This is a genomic window from Pseudomonas synxantha, assembly GCF_900105675.1.
Taxonomy (GTDB): domain Bacteria; phylum Pseudomonadota; class Gammaproteobacteria; order Pseudomonadales; family Pseudomonadaceae; genus Aquipseudomonas; species Aquipseudomonas synxantha.
Genome location: NZ_LT629786.1, coordinates 3,746,454 through 3,768,934, shown reverse-complemented (window position 1 = coordinate 3,768,934; position 22,481 = coordinate 3,746,454). Strand labels below are relative to the sequence as shown.

20 protein-coding genes are annotated in these 22,481 nt (G+C 60.8%); 10 read left to right on the top strand and 10 right to left on the bottom strand.

Going from position 1 to position 22,481, the window contains the following annotated elements; all coding sequences use genetic code 11:
• Nucleotides 1-10: 10 nt before the first annotated feature.
• A complete protein-coding gene (gene mfd / locus BLU48_RS17470; RefSeq protein ID WP_057022098.1) occupies nt 11-3,460 on the bottom strand; it encodes a transcription-repair coupling factor in 3,450 nt (1,149 codons plus the stop codon).
• A gap of 340 nt (nt 3,461-3,800) precedes the next feature.
• Here mfd and BLU48_RS17465 point away from each other — a divergent pair, with 340 nt between their 5' ends.
• Nucleotides 3,801-5,264: a glyceraldehyde-3-phosphate dehydrogenase gene (locus BLU48_RS17465; RefSeq protein WP_043047491.1), complete on the top strand. Its 1,464-nt coding sequence runs from the start codon at nt 3,801-3,803 to the stop codon at nt 5,262-5,264.
• A 390-nt stretch (nt 5,265-5,654) separates the two neighbouring features.
• Nucleotides 5,655-7,049, top strand: coding sequence for a Si-specific NAD(P)(+) transhydrogenase (gene sthA / locus BLU48_RS17460; protein ID WP_056847305.1), 1,395 nt, complete (start codon nt 5,655-5,657; stop codon nt 7,047-7,049).
• Between the two features lie 42 nt (nt 7,050-7,091).
• On the opposite strand, the gene BLU48_RS17455 is transcribed toward sthA, so the two are convergent.
• Both BLU48_RS17455 and BLU48_RS17450 read right to left on the bottom strand, forming a co-directional pair.
• On the bottom strand, nt 7,092-7,814 hold the full coding sequence (locus BLU48_RS17455) for a glycerophosphodiester phosphodiesterase (protein ID WP_046071503.1): 723 nt from the start codon (nt 7,812-7,814) through the stop codon (nt 7,092-7,094).
• 43 nt (nt 7,815-7,857) lie between these two features.
• A complete protein-coding gene (locus BLU48_RS17450; protein ID WP_057022099.1) occupies nt 7,858-8,442 on the bottom strand; it encodes a PilZ domain-containing protein in 585 nt (194 codons plus the stop codon).
• Between the two features lie 94 nt (nt 8,443-8,536).
• Here BLU48_RS17450 and BLU48_RS17445 point away from each other — a divergent pair, with 94 nt between their 5' ends.
• The 3 genes from BLU48_RS17445 to BLU48_RS17435 are packed head-to-tail and all read left to right on the top strand — an operon-like array spanning nt 8,537 to nt 11,783.
• Entirely contained in the window at nt 8,537-9,787 is a 1,251-nt protein-coding gene (locus BLU48_RS17445; protein WP_056847304.1) for a lipoprotein-releasing ABC transporter permease subunit, read from the top strand.
• Between the two features lie 7 nt (nt 9,788-9,794).
• Nucleotides 9,795-10,478: a lipoprotein-releasing ABC transporter ATP-binding protein LolD gene (gene lolD, locus BLU48_RS17440; RefSeq protein ID WP_019818240.1), complete on the top strand. Its 684-nt coding sequence runs from the start codon at nt 9,795-9,797 to the stop codon at nt 10,476-10,478.
• A gap of 60 nt (nt 10,479-10,538) precedes the next feature.
• Nucleotides 10,539-11,783, top strand: coding sequence for a lipoprotein-releasing ABC transporter permease subunit (locus BLU48_RS17435; RefSeq protein ID WP_057022100.1), 1,245 nt, complete (start codon nt 10,539-10,541; stop codon nt 11,781-11,783).
• A gap of 117 nt (nt 11,784-11,900) precedes the next feature.
• Here the strand turns inward: BLU48_RS17435 and BLU48_RS17430 are convergent, their stop codons facing one another.
• Together BLU48_RS17430 and BLU48_RS17425 are read right to left on the bottom strand one after the other, a co-directional pair.
• A complete protein-coding gene (locus BLU48_RS17430; protein ID WP_057022101.1) occupies nt 11,901-13,247 on the bottom strand; it encodes a heavy metal sensor histidine kinase in 1,347 nt (448 codons plus the stop codon).
• Entirely contained in the window at nt 13,244-13,924 is a 681-nt protein-coding gene (locus BLU48_RS17425; RefSeq protein WP_057022102.1) for a heavy metal response regulator transcription factor, read from the bottom strand. Before BLU48_RS17425 ends, BLU48_RS17430 begins: the two co-directional genes overlap by 4 nt.
• Before the next feature lie 159 nt (nt 13,925-14,083).
• Between BLU48_RS17425 and copI the strand changes: the two genes are divergently transcribed.
• Nucleotides 14,084-14,605 carry a copper-resistant cuproprotein CopI gene (copI, locus tag BLU48_RS17420; protein WP_057022103.1) on the top strand — a complete coding sequence of 174 codons (522 nt, stop codon included), beginning with the start codon at nt 14,084-14,086 and terminating at the stop codon, nt 14,603-14,605.
• A gap of 66 nt (nt 14,606-14,671) precedes the next feature.
• Nucleotides 14,672-15,502: an NADPH-dependent 7-cyano-7-deazaguanine reductase QueF gene (gene queF, locus BLU48_RS17415; protein ID WP_057022104.1), complete on the top strand. Its 831-nt coding sequence runs from the start codon at nt 14,672-14,674 to the stop codon at nt 15,500-15,502.
• 137 nt (nt 15,503-15,639) lie between these two features.
• Here queF and BLU48_RS17410 read toward each other — a convergent pair whose 3' ends face one another.
• On the bottom strand, nt 15,640-15,906 hold the full coding sequence (locus tag BLU48_RS17410) for a DUF4404 family protein (protein ID WP_043047481.1): 267 nt from the start codon (nt 15,904-15,906) through the stop codon (nt 15,640-15,642).
• 111 nt (nt 15,907-16,017) lie between these two features.
• Nucleotides 16,018-16,626, bottom strand: a complete 609-nt coding sequence (locus BLU48_RS17405) for a hypothetical protein (protein WP_057022105.1) — start codon at nt 16,624-16,626, stop codon at nt 16,018-16,020.
• Between the two features lie 195 nt (nt 16,627-16,821).
• Here BLU48_RS17405 and BLU48_RS17400 point away from each other — a divergent pair, with 195 nt between their 5' ends.
• Nucleotides 16,822-17,511 carry an MlaA family lipoprotein gene (locus tag BLU48_RS17400; RefSeq protein ID WP_043047479.1) on the top strand — a complete coding sequence of 230 codons (690 nt, stop codon included), beginning with the start codon at nt 16,822-16,824 and terminating at the stop codon, nt 17,509-17,511.
• Nucleotides 17,512-17,574: 63 nt separating this feature from the next.
• Here the strand turns inward: BLU48_RS17400 and BLU48_RS17395 are convergent, their stop codons facing one another.
• A complete protein-coding gene (locus BLU48_RS17395) occupies nt 17,575-17,871 on the bottom strand; it encodes a PilZ domain-containing protein (RefSeq protein ID WP_057022106.1) in 297 nt (98 codons plus the stop codon).
• 276 nt (nt 17,872-18,147) lie between these two features.
• On the opposite strand from BLU48_RS17395, the gene rssB reads away from it, so the two are divergent.
• Together rssB and rssC are read left to right on the top strand one after the other, a co-directional pair.
• A complete protein-coding gene (gene rssB, locus BLU48_RS17385) occupies nt 18,148-19,329 on the top strand; it encodes a two-component system response regulator RssB (protein ID WP_005786210.1) in 1,182 nt (393 codons plus the stop codon).
• A complete protein-coding gene (gene rssC / locus BLU48_RS17380; protein WP_010212025.1) occupies nt 19,329-19,811 on the top strand; it encodes an anti-sigma factor antagonist RssC in 483 nt (160 codons plus the stop codon). Before rssB ends, rssC begins: the two co-directional genes overlap by 1 nt.
• A gap of 201 nt (nt 19,812-20,012) precedes the next feature.
• Here the strand turns inward: rssC and tal are convergent, their stop codons facing one another.
• Together tal and dusA are read right to left on the bottom strand one after the other, a co-directional pair.
• Nucleotides 20,013-20,939 (bottom strand): transaldolase, encoded by a 927-nt coding sequence (tal, locus tag BLU48_RS17375; protein WP_003189693.1) that lies wholly within the window; start codon nt 20,937-20,939, stop codon nt 20,013-20,015.
• Nucleotides 20,940-21,221: 282 nt separating this feature from the next.
• The gene (gene dusA, locus BLU48_RS17370) at nt 21,222-22,217 is read right to left on the bottom strand and encodes a tRNA dihydrouridine(20/20a) synthase DusA (RefSeq protein WP_057022107.1); all 996 of its coding nucleotides are present in this window, start codon (nt 22,215-22,217) and stop codon (nt 21,222-21,224) included.
• Nucleotides 22,218-22,481: the final 264 nt, after the last annotated feature.

The following is a 22,481-nucleotide window of genomic DNA, read 5'->3' as shown; positions in this document are numbered from 1 at the left end:
GCGGCGTCCTTCAAGCGGATTTCGGAAGGAGGCGCTCAAACAGCGCCTCCAGGGTATTGAAGCGTTCTTCGGCACGTTCCATCGGCACCATGAACTTGAACAGCGTAGCCCCTTCGAACTTGTAGCGATTAGGCTGGCCCTGGATCAGCTTGATCAGCACCAATGGGTCTACCGGCGTCTGCGCTTCGAATTCGATGCGTCCGCCTTGCGGTCCGGCGTCGACCTTCTTGATACCCAACTGCTCGGCCTGCAACTTGAGCAGGGTCAGGCGCACCAGGTTCTTGGTCGGTTCCGGCAGCAGGCCGAAGCGGTCGATCATTTCCACTTGCAGGTCCTTGAGACCTTCTTCGTCAGTCGCCGAGGCAATGCGCTTGTACAGGATCAGCCGTGCATGCACATCCGGCAGGTAGTCTTCGGGAATCAACGCCGGCAGGCGCAGGTTGATCTCCGGGCCGCCGCCCAGGGGTTGGTCGAGGTTCGGTTGCTCGCCCTTGCGGATGGCTTTCACTGCGCGTTCGAGCATCTCCATATACAGGGTGAAGCCGACCGCCTGGATCTGGCCGCTCTGGCCGTCACCGAGCAGTTCGCCGGCGCCACGGATTTCCAGATCGTTGGTCGCCAGTACAAAGCCGGCACCCAAGTCCTGTGTATTGGCAATCGCTTCCAGGCGCTTTTCCGCGTCGCCGGTAATCTGCTGGCGCGGCGGCGTGAGCAGGTAGGCATACGCCTGGTGGTGACTGCGCCCGACGCGCCCGCGCAGCTGGTGCAGCTGGGCCAGGCCGAACTTGTCGGCGCGCTCGATGATGATGGTGTTGGCGCTCGGCACGTCGATGCCGGTCTCGATGATGGTCGAGGCGATCAGCACGTTGAAGCGCTTGTGATAGAAGTCGCTCATCACCTGTTCGAGTTCGCGCTCGCGCATCTGCCCGTGGCCGATGGCGATGCGTGCTTCGGGCACCAGCTCGGCGAGGTCGGCGGCACATTTCTCGATGGTCTTCACATCGTTGTGCAGGTAGTACACCTGGCCGCCACGCAGCAGTTCGCGCAGCAGTGCTTCCTTGACCGTGCTCTTGTTCTGTTCCATTACAAAGGTGCGCACCGACAGGCGACGCGCCGGCGGCGTAGCGATGATCGACAGGTCGCGCATGCCCGAAACCGCCATGTTCAGCGTGCGCGGAATCGGCGTGGCGGTCAGGGTAAGAATGTCGACTTCACTGCGCAGGGCCTTGAGCTGTTCTTTCTGGCGCACACCGAAGCGGTGTTCTTCGTCGATGATCACCAGGCCCAGGTTCTTGATCTTCACATCGTCCGACAGCAGCTTGTGGGTGCCGATGACGATATCAATCTTGCCTTCGGCCAGGTCGGCGATGGCGGCGTTCACCTCCTTGGCGGACTTGAAACGGCTCATCACCTCAACGGTCACCGGCCAGTCGGCAAAGCGGTCGCGGAAGCTGTTGTAATGTTGCTGGGCGAGCAGGGTGGTCGGCACCAGGATCGCCACTTGCTTGCCGCCGTGTACCGCAATGAAGGCTGCGCGCATCGCCACTTCGGTTTTGCCGAAGCCCACGTCGCCACACACCAGGCGGTCCATCGGCTTGGGCGCGAGCATGTCGGCGCGCACCGCTTCGATGGTGGTCTGCTGGTCCGGGGTTTCTTCGAAGGCGAAGCCGGCGCTGAAGGTGGCGTAGTCGGCTTTCGGGTCGGCGAAGGCATAGCCTTCGCGGGCCGCACGGCGGGCATAGATGTCGAGCAATTCGGCGGCGACATCGCGCACCTGTTCGGCGGCCTTGCGCTTGGCTTTCTGCCAGGTCTCGGAGCCCAGGCGGTGCAACGGCGCCAGGGCATCGTCGCTGCCGGTATAGCGGGCGATCAGGTGCAGGCTGGCCACTGGCACGTAGAGCTTGGCGCCTTCGGCGTATTCCATGGTGAGAAATTCGGCGGCCTGGTTGTCGATCTCCAGGGTCTGCAAGCCCAGGTAGCGACCGACGCCGTGGTCGATATGCACCACCGGCGCGCCTTCGCGCAGTTCGGTGAGGTTCTTGATCACCGCATCATTGTTGGCGTCTGCGCGCTTCTCACGGCGACGGCGCTGCATCACACGCTGGCCGAACAGCGGGCTTTCGGCGATCAGGGCGAGGGCGGGGTCGTCCAGCAGCAGCCCTTCGTCCAACGGCGCGATGGTGATCGCCAGGCGCTCTTTACTGGCGACAAAGTCAGGCCAACTGTCGACGGTCTTCGGCCGCAGTTTCAGGCGTTCCAACAGCTCCAGCAGTACTTCGCGACGCCCGGCGGATTCGGCGGTAAACAGCACGCGGCCGGGAAAGTCACCGAGGAAGTTGGACAGGGCTTCCAGCGGTTGGGTGGCCTTGGCCTGGATCGCCAGGTCCGGCAGCATCCCCGCCGGGAAGCGCTCACGGCCACTGCCGGCGTCCACATCCTGCTGGCTGGCAACTACACGCGGCCAGTTTTTCAGGCGGGCGAAGCAGTCTTCCACCGGCAGGAACAGTTCGGCGGGCGGCAATAAAGGCCGGGACGGATCGACGCGGCGTTCCTCATAGCGGTTGCGCACATCGTTCCAGAAATTTTCCGCCGCCTGTTCGATGCCTGGCAGCGAGAACACTTGGGTGTCCTGGGGCAGGTAGTCGAAGAGGGTGGAGGTTTCGTCGAAAAACAGCGGCAGGTAGTACTCGATACCCGCCGGGGTAATCCCGCTGCTTAAGTCCTGGAAGATTGGGCAGCGACGGAAATCCACGTCAAAGCGCTCACGAAAGCGCGCCTTGAAGCGCGTCACCGCATCTTTTTGCAGCGGGAATTCCCGCGCCGGCAGCAGCTTGATCGAGTCGACCTTGTCGATGGAGCGCTGGTTTTCCGGATCGAAGGTGCGCAAGGTCTCGATTTCGTCATCGAACAGGTCGATGCGATACGGCAACTTGCTGCCCATCGGGAACAGGTCGATCAGGGCGCCGCGCACTGCGAACTCACCGTGCTCGTACACCGTGTCGACGCAGCGGTAGCCGCTGGCTTCCAGGCGCGTGCGCATCTGTTCTACGTCAAGCTTCTGGCCGATATCCAGCACCAGGCTGCTGCCGAGCAGGAACTTGGTCGGCGCCAGGCGATGCAGGGCGGTGGTGATCGGCACCACCAGCACGCCGTGGGCCAGTTCCGGCAGGCGGTACAGGCTGGCGATGCGCTGGGAGATGATGTCCTGGTGCGGCGAGAACAGGTCGTAGGGCAGGGTTTCCCAGTCGGGAAAATGCAGCACCGGCAAATCCGGGGCGAAGAAGCTCAGCTCCTGCTCCAGCCGTTCGGCACTTTGGCTGTCGGCGGTGAGCAGCAGGGTAAAGCGCTTGGCTGCGCTGGCAGCCTCGGCAATGGCCAGGCTCAGGGCGGCACCGGGCAGGTTGCCCCAGTGCTGTTTACCTGCCGCGGCAGGGAGAAGCGGTAGACGCAGAACGGGCACGGAAGGTTGAGCTCCAAGCGTTGCGACAAAGTCGGTAATTGTAACGGCCCGAGGTGCCGCCTGTCAGTTGCTGACTGTGCCTATTACGGTTTGTAGGAAATGTAGTGGCTAAGACAAACAATGCCGGGTTTTGACTCAATATGTAGTGCCAAAAAGCGCGAATGTTTAGGAGGGTTACGGACAAGTCGACCCGTCTGCTCAACTAGTGGCCTTCTGGAACCCGCGTATTTCCTGGGCTGTAGCGCGGTGGTAATTTTTTGCAAGGGCTTTTTGTTGCCCCTCGCGCATTGCTCATCGTGCAGCCGGGCGACATAATGTAGCCCCTTTTTTCAGCCCCTACATGTGGAAGGTTCCCGTGACTCAGAAGCCCGACCAGTGTCTTGGTGAATGGATCGACCGTGAAGCACTCGCAGAAGCGATGATTCCGCTTATCGGCCAGCTGTACCGCAATAACAATGTGGTGAGCTCGATCTATGGCCGCAGCCTGATCAACCAGTCTGTCATCGCGATTCTCAAGGCGCACCGCTTTGCGCGCCATCGCTCCGCCGACGACAGCGAACTCTCCGTCCACGAAACATTCCCACTGCTCAAGGCCATGAGCGAGCTCAAGCTCGGCGCGGCCTCGGTAGACTTGGGCAAGCTGGCCTACAAGTTCCGCAAGGAAGGTGCCGGCCGTAGCGCCGAGCAGTTCGTGCGTGAAGAAATGGCCGATGTGGTTGGCCAGCAAAACGCCGCCCCTCGCAAAGGTACCGACGTAGTGCTGTACGGCTTCGGGCGTATCGGCCGCCTGCTGGCGCGCATCCTGATCGAGAAAACCGGTGGCGGCGACGGCCTGCGCCTGCGTGCCATCGTGGTGCGCAAAGGCGCCGAGAATGACCTGACCAAACGCGCCAGCCTGCTGCGTCGCGATTCGGTACACGGTTCGTTCAACGGCACCATCACCATCGATGAAGAAAACAACACCATCACCGCCAACGGTAACCTGATCCAGGTGATCTACGCGAAGAACCCGACTGAGGTGGATTACACCCAGTACGGCATCCAGGACGCCCTGCTGGTGGACAACACCGGCGTATGGCGTGATGCCGAGGGCCTGGGCCAGCACCTGGCTTGCCCGGGTATCGACCGCGTTGTGCTGACCGCGCCTGGCAAAGGCAAGCTCAAGAACATCGTGCACGGTATCAACCACGCTGAAATCACCGCTGACGACAAGATCGTCTCCGCCGCGTCCTGCACCACCAACGCCATCGTGCCGGTGCTCAAGGCGGTGAATGACAAGTTCGGCATCGTCAACGGCCACGTTGAAACCGTTCACTCGTACACCAACGACCAGAACCTGATCGACAACTTCCACAAGGGCGATCGCCGTGGTCGCAGCGCCGCGTTGAACATGGTGATCACCGAGACCGGTGCTGCCACCGCTGCTGCCAAGGCCCTGCCTGAGCTGGCCGGCAAGCTGACCGGTAACGCGATCCGCGTACCGACGCCAAACGTGTCGATGGCCATTCTCAACCTGAACCTTGAGAAAGCCGCCACCCGTGAAGAGATGAACGAGTACCTGCGCTACATGGCGCTGCACTCCGATCTGCACAAGCAAATCGACTTCGTCAATTCCCAGGAAGTGGTCTCCACCGACTTCGTCGGCTCGCGCCACGCCGGTGTGGTGGATGCCGAAGCGACCATCACCCAGGACAACCGCGTTGTGCTGTACGTGTGGTACGACAACGAGTTCGGCTACAGCTGCCAGGTGGTTCGCGTGATGGAAGACATGGCTGGGGTCAACCCGCCTGCGTTCCCGCGCTAAGCCTTTGGGCTGAATGAGAAAGCCCCGACTGGTTCGGGGCTTTTTTATGGCTGTGGATTTTGTGTTGCCTGGAGGGCCTCCACAGTGTGATTTGCGTACACATGACAATGTGGGAGGGGGCTTGCCCCCGATAGCGATGGCTCAGTCGACACATTAAACAGATGAGAGTTGTCGCATAATGCTCATTCCGAAATCGGCGCTGATTTGCGTCCTGTAGTATGGCAACACTGGCCTACGACGCGACCAAGGGTTAATGTTCGCGGCGCTCGGCCTTCTATAGACTGTGCCCCGGTTCACACACTTGAGCCAAATTGTCCTTCATGCCCGCTGGCCGCGGCATGATTTAGCCCGGCGTCCAACCGTACGCCTGGCCTGTTCTGAGGAGTACGCATGGCTGTCTACAACTACGACGTGGTGGTACTGGGTTCCGGCCCAGCTGGAGAAGGTGCGGCGATGAACGCTGCCAAAGCAGGGCGCAAGGTGGCGATGGTCGATAGCCGTCGCCAGGTCGGCGGCAACTGCACCCACCTGGGTACCATCCCGTCCAAGGCGTTGCGTCACTCGGTGCGCCAGATCATGCAATTCAATACCAACCCGATGTTCCGGGCCATTGGCGAGCCACGTTGGTTCTCGTTCCCGGATGTATTGAAGAGCGCCGAAAAAGTCATCTCCAAGCAAGTCGCCTCGCGCACCGGCTATTACGCCCGTAACCGCGTCGACCTGTTCTTCGGCACCGGCAGCTTCGCCGATGAGCAAACCGTCGAAGTGGTCTGCGCCAACGGTGTGGTCGAGAAGCTGGTGGCCAAGCACATCATCATTGCCACCGGCTCGCGCCCGTATCGTCCGGCGGACATCGATTTCCACCACCCGCGTATCTACGATAGCGACACCATCCTCAGCCTGGGCCACACCCCGCGCAAACTGATCATCTATGGCGCCGGCGTGATTGGCTGTGAGTACGCCTCGATCTTCAGCGGCCTGGGTGTGCTGGTGGAACTGGTGGACAACCGTGACCAGTTGCTCAGCTTCCTCGACTCGGAAATCTCCCAGGCGTTGAGCTACCACTTCAGCAACAACAACATCACCGTGCGTCACAACGAAGAGTACGAGCGGGTCGAAGGCCTGGACAACGGGGTGATCCTGCACCTCAAGTCCGGCAAGAAGATCAAGGCCGACGCCTTGCTGTGGTGCAACGGCCGTACCGGCAACACCGACAAGCTGGGCATGGAAAACATCGGGGTCAAGGTCAACAGCCGTGGCCAGATCGAAGTGGACGAGAACTATCGCACCTGTGTGACCAATATCTACGGTGCCGGTGACGTGATCGGCTGGCCCAGCCTGGCCAGCGCCGCCCATGACCAGGGCCGTTCGGCCGCCGGCAGCATCGTCGACAATGGCAGCTGGCGCTACGTGAACGATGTGCCGACCGGGATCTACACGATTCCCGAGATCAGCTCCATCGGCAAGAACGAGCACGAGCTGACCAAGGCCAAGGTGCCTTACGAAGTGGGCAAGGCGTTCTTCAAGAGCATGGCGCGTGCGCAGATCGCCGGTGAGCCGCAAGGCATGCTGAAGATCCTGTTCCACCGGGAAACCCTGGAAGTCCTCGGCGTGCATTGCTTCGGCTACCAGGCGTCGGAGATCGTGCACATCGGCCAGGCGATCATGAGCCAGCCGGGTGATCTCAACACCCTCAAGTATTTCGTCAACACCACCTTCAACTACCCGACGATGGCCGAAGCCTATCGGGTGGCCGCCTACGACGGCCTCAACCGGCTTTTTTGAGCGGCTCCGGCCGGTGGCCTGAGCCGGCCGGGGAGACCGATTTCAGTAATTCCCGAGGGTGGCAGTGGCCAAACCGGGAAAGTCTGTAATCAGGCTATCTACGCCGAAGTCGGCGAGCCTGCGCATCAGCGCGGGTTCGTTGACTGTCCACACGGACACGTGCAGGCCCTGGCGCTGGGCTTTTTCCAGCCGCTCAGGGGTGCACAGCGTCCAGTTCAACGCCAAGTATTCACAGCCATAGTTCTGCGCGACCTTCAACGGGTCGAGCCAGGCATATTCGGCGACCAGGCCGCGTGACAGGTCCGGGGTGAGTTCGACCGCCGCCTTGAGCACTTCCCGCGAGCTTGACGTCACGGTGACCTTGTCCATCAGGCCAAAACGCACGGCCATTTCACGGATTGCCAGCACGGTGGTCGCAGCACGGGTACGCGAGGCGCTTTTGACTTCCAGTTGCCAGTGATCGAAGTCGCACTTTTCGAACAGCTCCTCCAGCCGCGGGATCGGGCACGGGGTGACCCAGCCTGGGCCGCCTTTGCGCGCGTCCATTTTCACCAGGTCGGCTGCCGAGTACTCGACGACTTTGCCGCGCCGGTCGGCGGTGCGCTTGAGGGTCGGGTCGTGGATGACCATCAGCTCGCCGTCCATGGATAGGTGCAAATCCAGTTCGCAACGGCGCACGCCGTGCTTGAGGCACTCCTGAAAGCTGGTCAGGGTGTTTTCCGGTGCTTCGCCTTTGGCACCGCGGTGGCCGTAGATCAGGGTCACAGTTGCTCCTTTGCGCCAGGTGATCTGGCGGGGTCATACGAATTCAGGTGTCCTGGGCGTCACTTTGTTCTCGCGCCAGGCGCCGTTCCTGCGCCTGTTTCTGCAGGATGTAGCGCGCCAGCAACTGGCGTTGGGCATCGGTCATGGATTCGAATTCCGTGCCCACAGCAAAGCCGTCGCCCTTGGGATCGCAATGGGTCACCCGCGCGCGCAGCAACAGGCCGAGCGCCTGGGGCATCAGCACCAGCTTGACCGCCAGGTGAGTATCGGGTGCCAGCGGGGTAGGGTGCTGGAAGTCGATACCGCCCTCGGAAAGAATCACCGGTTGCGGCGCGCCTACTTCATTCAGCAGGCCGCGGGCCATGACCTGGCTGAGCAGGTCCAGGCGTTTGTTCTGCACTTTGAGGAACGCTGCCAGGCTGCGGTCTTTCTCGCTGATCTGGCGCAGCAGGTGCTGGGCTTCGAATTCGCTCAGGTGCAGTTCGCTCAGCAGGTTGAACAGCGGCGAATCATCCAGCAACACTTCCTTGCTCGCCGCTTCGGGGCCAGACAATGTGCTGATTTGAAGTGCGATCATGTCGTCGATACGGTAGTATTCGCGGCGCTCTTCTTCATCTAATGTCGACATGGCGAACCCCAGGTTACGGTAATGGTCTGAGTGTAAAGCTGCTTACCAGACCCCGCCACCGGGACGTCTTCTTTTCCTCCGAACAAGCCCCGACATGTTCAGACCTCTCTTCGTATTTATTGGCACGCGTTATACCCGTGCAAAGCGTCGCAATCATTTTGTGTCGTTCATTTCCTTGACCTCGATGATCGGTCTCGCCCTGGGCGTGGTCGTGATGATCGTGGTGCTGTCGGTGATGAACGGCTTCGATCATGAGATGCGTACCCGCGTGCTGGGCATGGTGCCCCACGCGACCATCGAGGGCGACGCGCCCATCGATGACTGGCAAAGCCTGGCCGCCAAGGTCAAGCAGAACCCCAAGGTGGTGGCCGTTGCGCCGTTTACCCAGATGCAGGGGTTGCTGACCAACGACGGCAAGGTGCAGAAGATCCTGCTCAATGCCATCGACCCGGCCCAGGAGCGCAACGTCTCGATCATCGACCGGTTCATGCTGCAGGGTAAGCTCGACGACCTGGCGCCCGGCAGTTTTGGCATCGTCATCGGCGACAAGGCCGCGGCCAAGCTCGACGTGGGCGTCGGTGACAAGCTGACCTTCGTCGCTCCGGAAGTCACCGTGACCCCGGCCGGCATGTTCCCGCGCATGAAGCGCTTTACCGTGGTTGGCACCTTCCATGTCGGCGCCGGCGAGATCGACGGTTACATCGGCCTGACCAACCTCACCGACCTGGCCCGCCTGCATCGCTGGCAGCCGGACCAGGTGCAGGGCCTGCGCCTGAAGTTCAATGACCTGTTCGATGCGCCGCGCGGCGCCTGGGAAATCGCCCAGCACCTGGGCGAGTCGCAGTACTATGCCCGCGACTGGACCCGCACCCACGGCAACCTGTACCAGGCCATCCGCATGGAAAAAGCCATGATCGGCCTGCTGTTGCTGCTGATCGTGGCGGTTGCTGCCTTCAACATCATTTCCACGCTGGTGATGGTGGTGAACGACAAGAAGGGCGATATCGCCATCCTGCGCACCCTGGGCGCCACGCCGGGGCAGATCATGGCGATCTTCATGGTGCAGGGCACCGTGATCGGCGTGGTCGGCACCTTGATCGGCACGGCGGTGGGCATCCTCGCCGCGTTGAACGTCAGCGCCGCCATCGCCCTGCTAGAAAAAGTGATCGGCCACAAGTTTCTCAACGCTGACGTCTACTTCATCGATTACCTGCCGTCCCAGGTGCAAACCCAGGACGTGCTGATGGTGGGCGGCGCTGCGTTGGTCCTGAGCTTCCTTGCCACCCTGTATCCAGCCTGGCGCGCGGCACGTACCCAGCCAGCACAGGCATTACGTTATGAGTGAATCGGGCATGAGTGAAAAAGCAATCCTGAGCTGCCGCAACCTGGGCAAATCCTACGAGGAAGGCCCGGAGTCTGTGGTGGTGCTGTCCAACCTGCAACTTGAACTGCACCCGGGCGAGCGCGTGGCAATCGTCGGCAGTTCAGGTTCCGGCAAAAGTACCTTACTCAACCTGCTGGGCGGCCTCGATACGCCGTCCCAGGGCAGCGTGTGGCTGGCCGGCGAAGAGCTTTCGGCGTTGAATGAAAAGGCCCGTGGGCAACTGCGCAACCGTTCGTTGGGCTTTGTGTACCAGTTCCACCACCTGTTGCCGGAATTCACCGCCCTGGAAAACGTGTGCATGCCGCTGTTGATCGGCAAGACCGCGATCCCCGAAGCGCGCCAGCGTGCCACCGCCTTGCTGGAGCGCGTCGGCCTCGGCCACCGCCTGGAGCACAAGCCGGCCGAACTGTCCGGCGGCGAGCGCCAGCGTGTGGCGATTGCCCGCGCCCTGGTGAACAACCCGGGCCTGGTGATGCTCGACGAGCCTACCGGCAACCTCGACTCCCACACCGCCCAGGGCATCAAGGACTTGATGCTGGAACTGAGCACCCAGATGCGCACCGCGTTCCTGGTGGTGACCCATGACATGAGCATGGCCCGGCAGATGGACCGCGTGTTGCACCTGCAGGAAGGTCACCTGGTCGCCATCTGACCTGTTTCAAGCCTGGCGCCTGGCGTCGGGCTTTTTCATTTTTTCAGGCGGTGTACGCGAATGTTCAGACCGTTATCCATTTTCATCGGCACGCGCTATACCCGCGCCAAGCGCCGCAACCGTTTTGTCTCGTTTATCTCGATGACCTCGATGATCGGCCTCGCCCTGGGCGTATTGGCCATGATCGTGGTGCTCTCGGTGATGAACGGCTTCCAGCGCGAAATGAGCTCGCGCATCCTCGGCATGGTGCCCCACGCCACCATCGTCGGCGTAAAGCCGATTGATGATTGGCAACCGGTGGCCGCCGCGGCGATGAAGAATCCGCAAGTCACCGCCGCCGTACCCTTCACGCAGATGGACGGTATGTTCTCCTACAAGGGCGCCATGCAGCCGATCGAGATCAGCGGCATCGATCCGGCCCAGGAAGGCAAGGTGTCGATCGTGACCCAGCACATTGTGCGCGGCAAGCTGGACGACCTGAAGCCCGGTGAGTTCGGCGTGGTGGTCGGCGATATCACCGCACGCCGCTTCCGCCTGAATGTGGGCGACAAGCTGACCCTGATCGTGCCGGAACTCAGCAGCGCCCCAGGTGGCATCACACCGCGCATGCAACGGCTGAACGTGGTGGGTATCTTCAAGGTGGGCGCCGAGCTGGATGGCTCCATGGCGCTGATCCACATGGCCGACGCGGCAGAAATCCAGCATTGGCAGCCCAACCAGGTGCAAAGCGTGCGCCTGGCGGTAAAAGACCTGTACGCGGCACCCAAGGTCTCGGCGGATATCGCCACCAGCCTGGGCGCAGCCTACAAGCCCGATGACTGGACCCACACCCAGGGCAGCCTGTTCAGCGCGATGAAAATGGAAAAGACCATGATCGGCCTGCTGTTGCTGATGATCGTCGCCGTGGCCGCGTTCAATATCATCGCTACCTTGATCATGGTGGTGAACGACAAGGGCGCGGACATCGCGATCCTGCGCACCATCGGCGCCACGCCCCGGCAGATCATGGCGATCTTCATGGTGCAGGGCACGGTGATTGGTGTGGTCGGTACCCTGATTGGCGGGGTGCTGGGGGTGATCGCAGCGCTGAATGTCAGTGAGTTGGTGGGCTGGCTGGAGCGGGTCAGCGGGCAGCATATCTTCAGCTCGGACGTGTACTTCGTCAGCAACCTGCCTTCGGAGTTGCAAGGTGGGGACGTATTGCTGATTTGTTCGGCGGGGTTTGTATTGAGCTTTTTGGCGACGATTTACCCGGCGTATCGGGCGGCGAAGATTGAGCCGGCGCATGCGCTGAGGTACTCGTAAGGCCTCAGACCGCTATCGGGGGCAAGCCCCCTCCCACACTGGACCGCGTTTATTCAGGAACAATGAGGTCAAAATGTGGGAGGGGGCTTGCCCCCGATGGGGCCGGCCCAGCCTGCATCAATCTCCCTTGGGCAACTCGATCACAAACCTTGTCCATCCCGCCTGCGACTCACAATAAATCCTCCCCCCATGGGCCCGCACAATCGATTGGGTAATCGCCAACCCCAGCCCTGCATGCTCACTACTGCCTGCACGCCTTGACGGGTCGGCCCGGTAGAAACGGTCAAACAACCGCGGCAATAACTGCGCTGGAATGCCATCCCCGGTGTTCTCAACCGCAAGTGTCACGCCTTCGTCCATCCGCACCCGTATTTCACCGCCTGGTGGGGTAAACCGCAGCGCGTTATCCAGCAAGTTCGACAAGGCCCGGCGCAACATGCCGCGATCGCCCAGCGTATGGGCGGTGCCTTCGCGTACCAGGCTGACCTGTGCTTCATCTGCCAGTAACGCAAAGAACTCCAGCAACGCGTCGACTTCATCGGCCAGGGCCAAAGGTTCACGTGTCGGTACCAGCAAGCCGTGGTCGGCCTTGGCCAGGTACAGCATGTCGTTGACCAGTTGCGCCATCCATTGCAATTCCTCCAGATTGCTGTGCAGCGCTTCGCGGTAATCCTCCAATGGGCGCGGCTGGGTGAGGATCACCTGGGTCTGGGTCAGCAGATTGGAGAGCGGTGTGCGCAGTTCGTGGGCGATATCGGCGGAGAACGCCGACAGGCGCTGGAACGCGTCGTCCAGGCGCTCCAGCATGGCATTGAAGGCCTGGGCCAATTCCGCCAGCTCCACCGGCATTTGCGCCTGGGGCAGGCGTTGGGTCAGGGAGTGGGCGGAAACGCTGGCGGCCACTTCGCCCATGCGTCGCAACGGTCGCAACCCACTGCGCGCAGCCCAGGCGCCGAGCAGGGCAGTGGCCAGGGCCGAGAGGCCGACGGTCAGCCAGATCAAACGCTGCATACGCTCCAGAAAGTGCTGATGGTGGGTGATATCGAGGATCAGGCTCAGCTGTGGCGAGCCGGGTTGGCCGGGCGTCAACGGCGCGTTGTACACACGGTAGTCGGTGCCGGCATTTTGCAGGCTGTGCAGGCCGGGTGCTGCGGGCACGCTGAGGTACGGCGCACCGTCCACCCAGCGCTGGTCGGCCGCCGTGATGCGCAAGGTGAAGTCGGGCTGGTGATCAAGTTCTGCGCGTAATTGTGGGCCTCGCAGGGCAAAGGCTTCCCGCGAGTCGACACCCTGCAAGGCGCTGCGCAGGGCCACCAGCTTGCTGTCGAGCAGTTGCTGGTCCAGTTCGATAAAGTGCGCCTCGCTGGCGCGGTTGAACAGCACCCCGGCAATCAACGAGACCACCGCCGTGCAGGCGGCAAACAGCAGCGCCAGGCGGCTGGCCAGGGACAGGCGCTTGATCACGTGAACCGCTCCTCCAGCACATAACCCATGCCGCGCACGGTGTGGATCAGTTTGTTGGGGAAGTTGTCATCGACTTTAAGGCGCAGGCGACGGATCGCCACTTCGATGATGTTGGTGTCGCTGTCGAAGTTCATGTCCCAGACCTGGGAAGCGATCAGGGTCTTGGGCAGCACTTCGCCCTGGCGGCGTAGCAGCATTTCCAGCAGGGCAAATTCCTTGGCGGTGAGGTCGATGCGCTGGCCGTCGCGCTCGACCCGGCGGCGGATCAGGTCCAGGCTCAGGTCGGCCAGTTGCAGGGTGGTTTCCTGCGGTGTGCTGCTGCCACGGCGCAACAAGGTGCGCACCCGCGCCAGCAGTTCGGAAAAGGCGAAGGGCTTGACCAGGTAATCGTCGGCGCCCAGTTCCAGGCCATGCACACGGTCTTCCACGGCATCGCGGGCGGTGAGGAACAGCACCGGCATATCCAGGCCGGCACTGCGCACCGCCTGCAGGATCTGCCAGCCGTCGCGGCCCGGCAGCATCACATCGAGGATCAACAAGTCATAGTCACCGGTCAGCGCCAGGTGCTGGCCGGTCGTGCCGTCGGCCACCAGTTCGGTGGTAAAGCCAGCCTCGGCCAGGCCCTGACGCAGGTAGTGGCCGGTTTTGGGTTGGTCTTCGACGATCAGCAGTTTCATATCGGGCTCTTGGTAAAGGATGGCAGCCGGCCTTTATACCCTGGGCGCAAGGCGATGGGCGCAAGCTGACAAAGTTGTAATCTAGCAGTCAGCTGGCTGGCAGCGAGGCTATCTTAAAGTGCGCCCCAAGCGGGTCACCTATTTTTTGGAGAGTGAAAGATGGCGTTGCGCACACCCCTGTTATTGGCGAGCTGCTTGTTGGCGATGAGCTTCAATGCGCTGGCGGACGCTGCTCACACCTACGCGTTCGGCCAGCCGGCACCGGCGGATAAAGCCACGCGTACTGTGCAAGTCACGCTGCAGGACATTGCCTTCGAGCCCAAGGCCCTGGACGTAAAGGCCGGTGAAACCGTGCGGTTTGTACTGGTCAACAAAGGCCAGCTGCTTCACGAATTCAACCTGGGCGACGCGGCGATGCATGCCGCCCACCAGAAGGAGATGTTGCAGATGCAAGCCAGCGGTATGCTCACCGCCACCGGCATGGGCAAGATGGACCACAGCGCCATGGGCCACGGCGATATGGGCGGCATGAAACATGACGATCCCAACAGTGTGTTGGTGGAGCCGGGCAAGACGGCCGAACTGACCTGGACCTTCACCAAGTCCACGGGCCTGGAGTTCGCTTGCAACCTTCCCGGCCATTATCAAGCGGGCATGGTCGGCAAACTGACCGTTGAGTGAGGCGTTTGTTAAGGGCGGGGGCAAAGGCTGGTAGACTGGCGCGGTTTATTTAGCCAGGTTTCCGCCATGCATCCCGCAGCCGAACATTCGCCGCTGGGCAAGTCCAGTGAATACATCTCTACCTATACGCCTTCGTTGCTGTTCCCGATCCCGCGTGCCGCCAAGTGGGCCGAACTGGGCCTGAGCGCCGAGACCCTGCCGTACAAGGGCGTGGATTTCTGGAATTGCTTCGAACTGTCCTGGTTGCTGCCGTCGGGCAAACCGGTGGTGGCCATCGGTGAGTTCAGCATTCCGGCGGACTCGCCGAACATCATCGAGTCCAAGTCGTTCAAGCTGTACCTCAACTCGCTGAACCAGACTGCGTTTGCCGATACGCCAAGCCTTGAAGCTACCTTGCGCACCGACCTCAGCGCTGCTGCCGGCAAGCCGGTGACTGTGCGCATCCGCAGCCTGGCCGACATCGAGGCCGAAGGTGTGATGGCGTTGCCGGGTGCGTGCATTGACGGCCTGGATATCAATGTCAGCAGCTACGAGCACCCGCGCCCGGAGCTGCTGCGCTGTGATGACTCGCGTGTTGTTGAGGAGAGCGTGCACAGCCACTTGCTCAAATCCAACTGCCCGGTGACCAGCCAGCCCGATTGGGGCAGTGTGGTGGTGGAGTACCGTGGCGCGGCGCTGGATCACGCCAGCCTGCTGGAATATATCGTGAGTTTTCGCCAGCACTCGGACTTCCATGAGCAGTGCGTGGAGCGGATCTTCCTGGACCTGCAGCGCTTGCTCAAGCCGCAGAAGTTGACTGTGTATGCGCGCTATGTGCGCCGGGGCGGTTTAGATATCAACCCGTACCGCAGCACTGAAAATACGCAGTTCCTGAACGTGCGCCTGGCGCGTCAGTAAGCCTGCACACACAAGCAAATGTGGGAGGGGGCTTGCTCCCGATAGCGGCGTGTCAGTCACAGCATCTGTGTCTGAACTTCTGCTATCGGGAGCAAGCCCCCTCCCACATGCGGGTCTTTGCTTGGCTGGCGGGCAGGTTAGATGCCGATATTGCCCAGGGTGATCATGATATTGCGCAATGTCCCGGAAATGACCGGGTGCTCAGCGTCGAACTCTATGGCAGCCTGATTCACATCGTCGGAGATGCTCGGCGTCTGAGTGGCCGGTTCCAATTCAAGTTGCACTTCGAACTTGGCAATCAGTTCCTCCAACGCTTCACGTTTTTCCGGTGACAGCGGTGGCTCCTGTTCCAACTGCCCGCGCAGGATCTCGACCTGTTCTTCCAGCTTTTTGCGATCAGGCATGACGTTCTTTCCTTTTATCGATAGTCACTGGCATAGACCACGGCACGCCGCGAAAGGTCTACGGGCTGACCTGTAGATTAATCCACTGGGGCCAACCGTGCATGATCTTGATCAGGGCTTCTCGCCTTTGAGCCGGCGCAGGCTGATGTCTGCCAGGCAGCTGCCGAGCTCGCCGAGGTGGTCGATCACAGAGTGCACGCCCAGGCCATAGAGCGCCACCGTCGCCTTGCCGCGTTTGTATTCGCGTTGCTGCGCGGTCAGCGCCTGCCATTGCTCGGGTGACAGGCCGCAGAGCGAGCCACAGGAGGCCAGGCCGATGGTCCACAACCCGGCATTGAGGCCCGATTGCAGCAGGCGCGGCTCGCCACTGACCAGTACGCAACCTTCCAGGCGTTCGATGTTCAACTCCATCAAGGCTTGCCAGCAGGCGTGGGGCGCGGGCCAGCGGATGGAGGAGGGTGAGGCGGCCTTGACCCAGTCCGGCAGGCTGGTGGACAGGGGCGTGGTAACCGAGGGCGGCAGTTCATCCAGCCAGGCGCAGGGCACGCCTAGTTCTTTCAGGCTACGCAGGCTTTTTAAAGCACCGGGTGTGGCCACGGACCCGGGGCAGGGCGAATCGGTACGCGCCAGGGAACCAAAATCCACCAGGCAGCCACTCAGGCCAAATAACACGGCGGTCAAAGAGGGGGCTGTGGCGATGGCAATCTCGGCGTGTGGCATCTGAACGTCCCTGAAATAGCAGCAACACTATCGGGGCGGGATGACAAGGGCATGACACTGGCGGTAATTGTAGGAATTTTGTGCATTTTCAGTAAGACCGATCCTAGTAGCTGCCTAAACACGCACTTCCGTCATATACTGACGGCCTTATTCAGGGCATAGCGCCCATGACAGACCATTCAAGGAGCAAAAGCTATGCGCTGGAGCCATTACTTCGCTCAGCTGTCGGTGTGTGCCACCGTGCTGTTGGCACCTTTCGCCGTACAAGCCGCGTCGGAAGATGACCCATGGGAAAGCGTCAACCGCCCGATCTTCACCTTCAACGACACCGTTGATACCTACGCCCTCAAGCCAATCGCCCAGGGCTATCAGTTCGTGACCCCGCAATTTGTGCAGGACGGCGTTCACAACTTCTTCCGCAACATCGGTGATGTCGGCAACCTGGCCAACAACGTCCTGCAACTCAAGCCCTACAATGCTGGCGTCGACACGGCTCGCCTGCTGGTCAACACCACGTTTGGCGTGCTGGGCTTTATCGACGTCGGCACCAAAATGGGGCTGCATCGCAGCGATGAAGACTTCGGCCAGACCCTCGGCTACTGGGGCGTCGGCAGCGGTCCATACGTGATGATCCCGTTGCTCGGCCCAAGCACCTTGCGTGATGCGCCGTCCAAATACGTCGACAGCTACACCCAACCCTACCGCTACATGAACGACATCGGCTGGCGTAACAGCACCTTCGGCCTGAACGTCGTCGACGTGCGCGCCAGCTTGCTCGACAGCGAAAAGCTGATCAGCGGCGACAAGTACACCTTCATTCGTAACGCCTACCTGCAGAACCGTGAGTTCAAGGTCAAGGATGGCAAGGTCGTTGACGACTTCTAGGCCGTGACGTTTTGAAATGAAAAAGGCGACCTTTTGAAAGGTCGCCTTTTTTGTGCGCGCATTTCAGCGCATCTTCAAGATCCTGAGACCCAAGTGCTGTTCATCGCCCGCAGCCTTGGTCCACACGACTTCAGTGTCTGCCTCCAGGCCCTTGAGTGCTGCGTGCTCTGAATCGATGCGTACGGTCAGTGGGTCGCCCACGTTGAACTGGCGCGGCGCCTGCACCTGCATGCCGGAGCTGGAAAGGTCCAGGCATACACCTTCAATCTCCTGCCCGGCGTGGATCAGGGACACATTGGCGTCCACCCGCATGCGGATGAAATCGCGTTTTTCGGCGTAGTCGCGCTCGTGTTCGCTCACAGCATCCATCCTTACTTTACGTTGGGGTAGTGGCAGTTCTTATAACTCCCGGTGATTTGCGATGTAAAGACGCCCGGCGACCATCGGCATGAGCTTGAAACCCCTCACGGATGGGAGTACCGTCTGCGCCTTAGAAGGGCACCTCTGCTTTACCGTTGTGCATGGGCGAAATCCCAATGCTTTGTAGGACAGAGAGGCTAGAAAGCGAATCCAGTACGCGAGTCCGGCCATTGCCGAGCCGCCTACGCCAACCTAATTCTGGCGCCGTTTGCCCACATGCAAAAAACCAGTGCCACGCTGCTGATAATCGATGACGACGAAGTAGTGCGCGCGAGCCTCGCGGCCTATTTGGAAGACAGTGGCTTCAGCGTCCTGCAGGCCAGTAATGGCCAACAGGGTCTCCAGGTATTCGAGCGCGACAAGCCCGACCTTGTGATCTGCGACCTGCGCATGCCCCAGATGGGCGGCCTGGAGCTGATTCGCCAGGTGACCGAGCTTGCCCCGCAGACGCCGGTGATTGTCGTGTCCGGTGCCGGGGTCATGAACGATGCCGTGGAAGCCCTGCGCCTGGGCGCTGCCGATTACCTGATCAAGCCCCTGGAAGACCTGGCCGTGCTGGAGCACTCGGTGCGCCGCGCCCTGGACCGTGCCCGCCTGCTCCTGGAAAACCAGCGCTACCGCGAAAAGCTCGAGACCGCCAACCGCGAGCTCGAAGCCAGCCTGAATCTGCTCCAGGAAGACCAGAACGCCGGTCGCCAGGTACAGATGAACATGCTGCCGGTGAGCCCCTGGAGCATCGATGAGTTCAAGTTTGCCCACCAGATCATCCCGTCGTTGTACCTGTCGGGTGATTTTGTCGACTACTTCCGCGTCGATGAGCGACGCGTGGCGTTCTACCTGGCCGACGTTTCCGGCCATGGCGCCTCTTCTGCCTTTGTGACCGTGTTGTTGAAGTTCATGACCACACGGCTGTTGTTCGAGTCCAAGCGCAATGGCACCTTGCCGGAGTTCACCCCCTCCGAGGTGCTGGGCCACATCAACCGGGGCCTGATCAGCTGTAAGCTGGGCAAGCACGTGACGATGGTTGGCGGCGTGATCGATGAAGAAACCGGTCTTTTGACCTACAGCATTGGCGGCCACCTGCCGATGCCTGTTTTGTACACTCCTGACAGTGTGCGCTACCTGGAAGGGCGTGGCCTGCCCGTAGGCTTGTTCAATGAAGCCACCTACGAAGACCACATCCTGGAACTGCCGCCGACCTTCAGCCTGACGCTGATGTCCGACGGCATCCTGGACCTTTTGCCAGAGCCTACACTCAAAGAGAAAGAAGCCGCCTTGCCCCAAAAGGTCAAGTCGGCGGGCGGCAGCCTGGATGGCCTGCGGCAGGTTTTTGGATTGGCCACGCTAGGGGAGATGCCGGATGATATCGCCCTATTGGTGTTGAGCAGGAATCTTTGATGAGTACCGGAAGAATCCAATTCGCCGAGCAAGACGGGACCTTCGTCCTCAAGTTTGTCGGCGAAGTGCGCCTGACCTTGTGTTCGGCGCTGGATGCGACGATTGAGCGGATCTTCACAGCGCTGAACTTCTCGGCGATCGTGATCGATCTGACCGAAACCCGCAGCATCGACAGCACCACCCTGGGGCTGTTGGCCAAGCTGTCCATTCTGTCGCGACAGAAGGTCGGCCTGTTGCCGACGGTCGTCACCACCCACGAAGACATCACCCGTCTGTTGCAGTCCATGGGCTTCGACCAGGTGTTCAACATCGTTGACCGCCCAATCCCTTGCCCGGAATGCCTCACCGACCTGCCGTCGCAAGACCAGTCCGAAGAGATCGTACGGGTCAAGGTGCTGGAAGCGCACAAGATCCTCATGGGCCTCAACGAGTCCAACCGCGAAGCCTTCCACGACCTGGTCAACGCCCTCGAGCGCCACTGACGGCTTCTCTGACCAAACACATACCCATGTGGGAGGGGGCTTGCTCCCGATAGCGGTGTATCAGTCGGCACATATCCAGCTGACAGTCCGCAATCGGGAGCAAGCCCCCTCCCGCAGTTGATCTGCGACTGGCTTGAGGCTGGCGCACACAAAAAAGGGCGGCACCCTCACAGGTGCCGCCCTTTTTGCTGCTATCTGCCCTTACAGCTTGGCCGACAACAACGCCTCCAGCTTCTCCTGATCCCGAGCAAACTGGCGAATGCCCTCGGCCAGCTTTTCAGTCGCCATCGCATCCTCGTTAGACTCCCAACGGAACTGCGCTTCAGTCATATGCACGCGGGCCTCACCGGCATGGCCTGGCGCCAGCTTGCGCTCCAGCTTGCCTTCATCCGCCGCCAGCTTCTCCAGCAGGTCCGGGCTGATGGTCAGGCGGTCACACCCGGCCAGCTCTTCAATCTGGCTCAGGTTACGGAAGCTCGCGCCCATCACCACAGTCTTGTAGCCATTGGCCTTGTAGTAGTTGTAGATGCGCGTCACCGACTGCACGCCTGGGTCATCGGAACCGGTGTAGTCGTTGCCGTTGGCCTTCTTGTACCAATCGTAGATACGGCCCACGAACGGCGAAATCAGGAACACACCGGCTTCAGCGCAGGCCACGGCCTGGGCGAAAGAGAACAGCAGCGTCAGGTTGGTCTGGATGCCTTCTTTTTCCAGCTTCTCCGCGGCGCGGATGCCTTCCCAGGTGGAGGCGATTTTGATCAGCACGCGATCGCGGCTGACCCCGGCTTTGTCGTACAGGTCGATCAGACGGTGCGCACGCTTGAGAATGGCCGCCTCGTCGAACGACAGGCGCGCATCCACCTCAGTGGAAATACGGCCCGGCACTACTTTAAGGATCTCCTGGCCGACCGCCACGGCAAAACGGTCACTGGCCAGGCCCACATCGCCGTTGCAGTCCTGTACACACTCATCCAGCAGCTTGGCATAGCCAGGGATCGACGCAGCCTTGAGCAGCAGGGAAGGGTTGGTGGTAGCGTCCTGCGGCTTGAGCTTGGCGAGGGTAGAAAAATCGCCGGTATCGGCTACGACGGTGGTGAATTGCTTGAGTTGTTCCAGCTTGGAAGTCATGGGCGTGCTCTGTCCTGTGGGTCTGATGACATTACCCGAGCGCTGGCAGGCGCTCAAGGGCGCAAATGCGTTAGGTCGTTTGCGGGGGCAATAACCTGGAAACGGCCGTTTGAATTACCGGCAGTGGTGTTCAATAGGAGGGCAAAATCGCTGGCAGGTTCAACCCAACTGCCCGATAGCGCCTTCATCGCCACACGCCGCACCAAATGTGGGAGGGGGCTTGCCCCCGATTGCAGTATGTCAGTCAACCCATAACGAACTGACCCGCTGCAAGCTACCCAGTCACCGCCCTTCCAACAATTCCCCAGCCTGATCCAGCAACGCCAACGGATCCGCCGCTTTATGAATATCCACGGACAACAACTGCCTGAACTTACGAGCCCCCGGAAACCCAGTACCCAACCCCAACACATGCCGAGTAATATGGTGCATCGTCCCACCACTGGCCAAATGCTCAGCAATATAAGGCCGCAACTGCACCAACACCTGCGCCCGACTAATCACCGGCGCCTCACTGCCAAACAACCGCTGATCCACCTCCGCCAACAGATACGGATTGTGATAAGCCTCCCGCCCCAGCATCACCCCATCGAACGTCTGCAAATGCTCCTGGCACTGCTCCAACGTCTTGATCCCACCATTGAGATTAATCTCCAACCCCGGAAAATCCCGCTTCAACTGCTCCGCCACGTCATAACGCAACGGCGGAATGTCCCGGTTCTCCTTGGGCGACAGCCCCTCCAGAATCGCAATCCGCGCATGCACGGTAAAACTGGTGCAACCGGCATCCTTCACTGTCCCGACGAAATCACACAGCTCGGCATAACTGTCCCGGCCATTGATGCCGATACGGTGCTTTACCGTCACCGGAATCGACACCGCATCGCGCATGGCCTTCACACAGTCCGCCACCAGGGCAGGGTGCGCCATGAGGATCGCGCCGATCATGTTGTTCTGCACCCGGTCGCTGGGGCAGCCGACGTTCAGGTTCACTTCGTCGTAGCCTGCGGCCTCGGCCATACGGGCACAGGCGGCCAGATCAGCCGGAACACTGCCGCCCAATTGCAGTGCCAGCGGGTGCTCGGCTTCGTTGTGGCGCAGGAAGCGCTCGTGGTCGCCGTGGAGGATAGCGCCGGTGGTGACCATCTCGGTGTAGAGCAGGGCGTGTTTGGAGAGCAGGCGTAGGAAGAACCGGCAGTGGCGGTCAGTCCAGTCCATCATGGGGGCGACGGAGAAGCGGCGGGAGAGGGCTTGCGGTGGAGCTATGGCTGAAGGCATTGGAGTCTTGGATGGAGAATGCGAAGGGTGGGCAGTTTATCAGGAATGGATCGGAGGAGGCTGGGTGTTGATCGTGCGATGCGAGACCTAAATATTAAATAATCTGTCCCCGTTTTTTGCCCGTCCACAGGCGCGTATGGTGCAGGTGAATGACTGGCATGGTGAGGAGGTTGTGCGGTTCAAACCCTATGATATTCCTGTGGGGGCGTAATCCCTTTTCGCCGTCACCATCTCGATCAACCCGAGCGCAGAGAATAATTAACT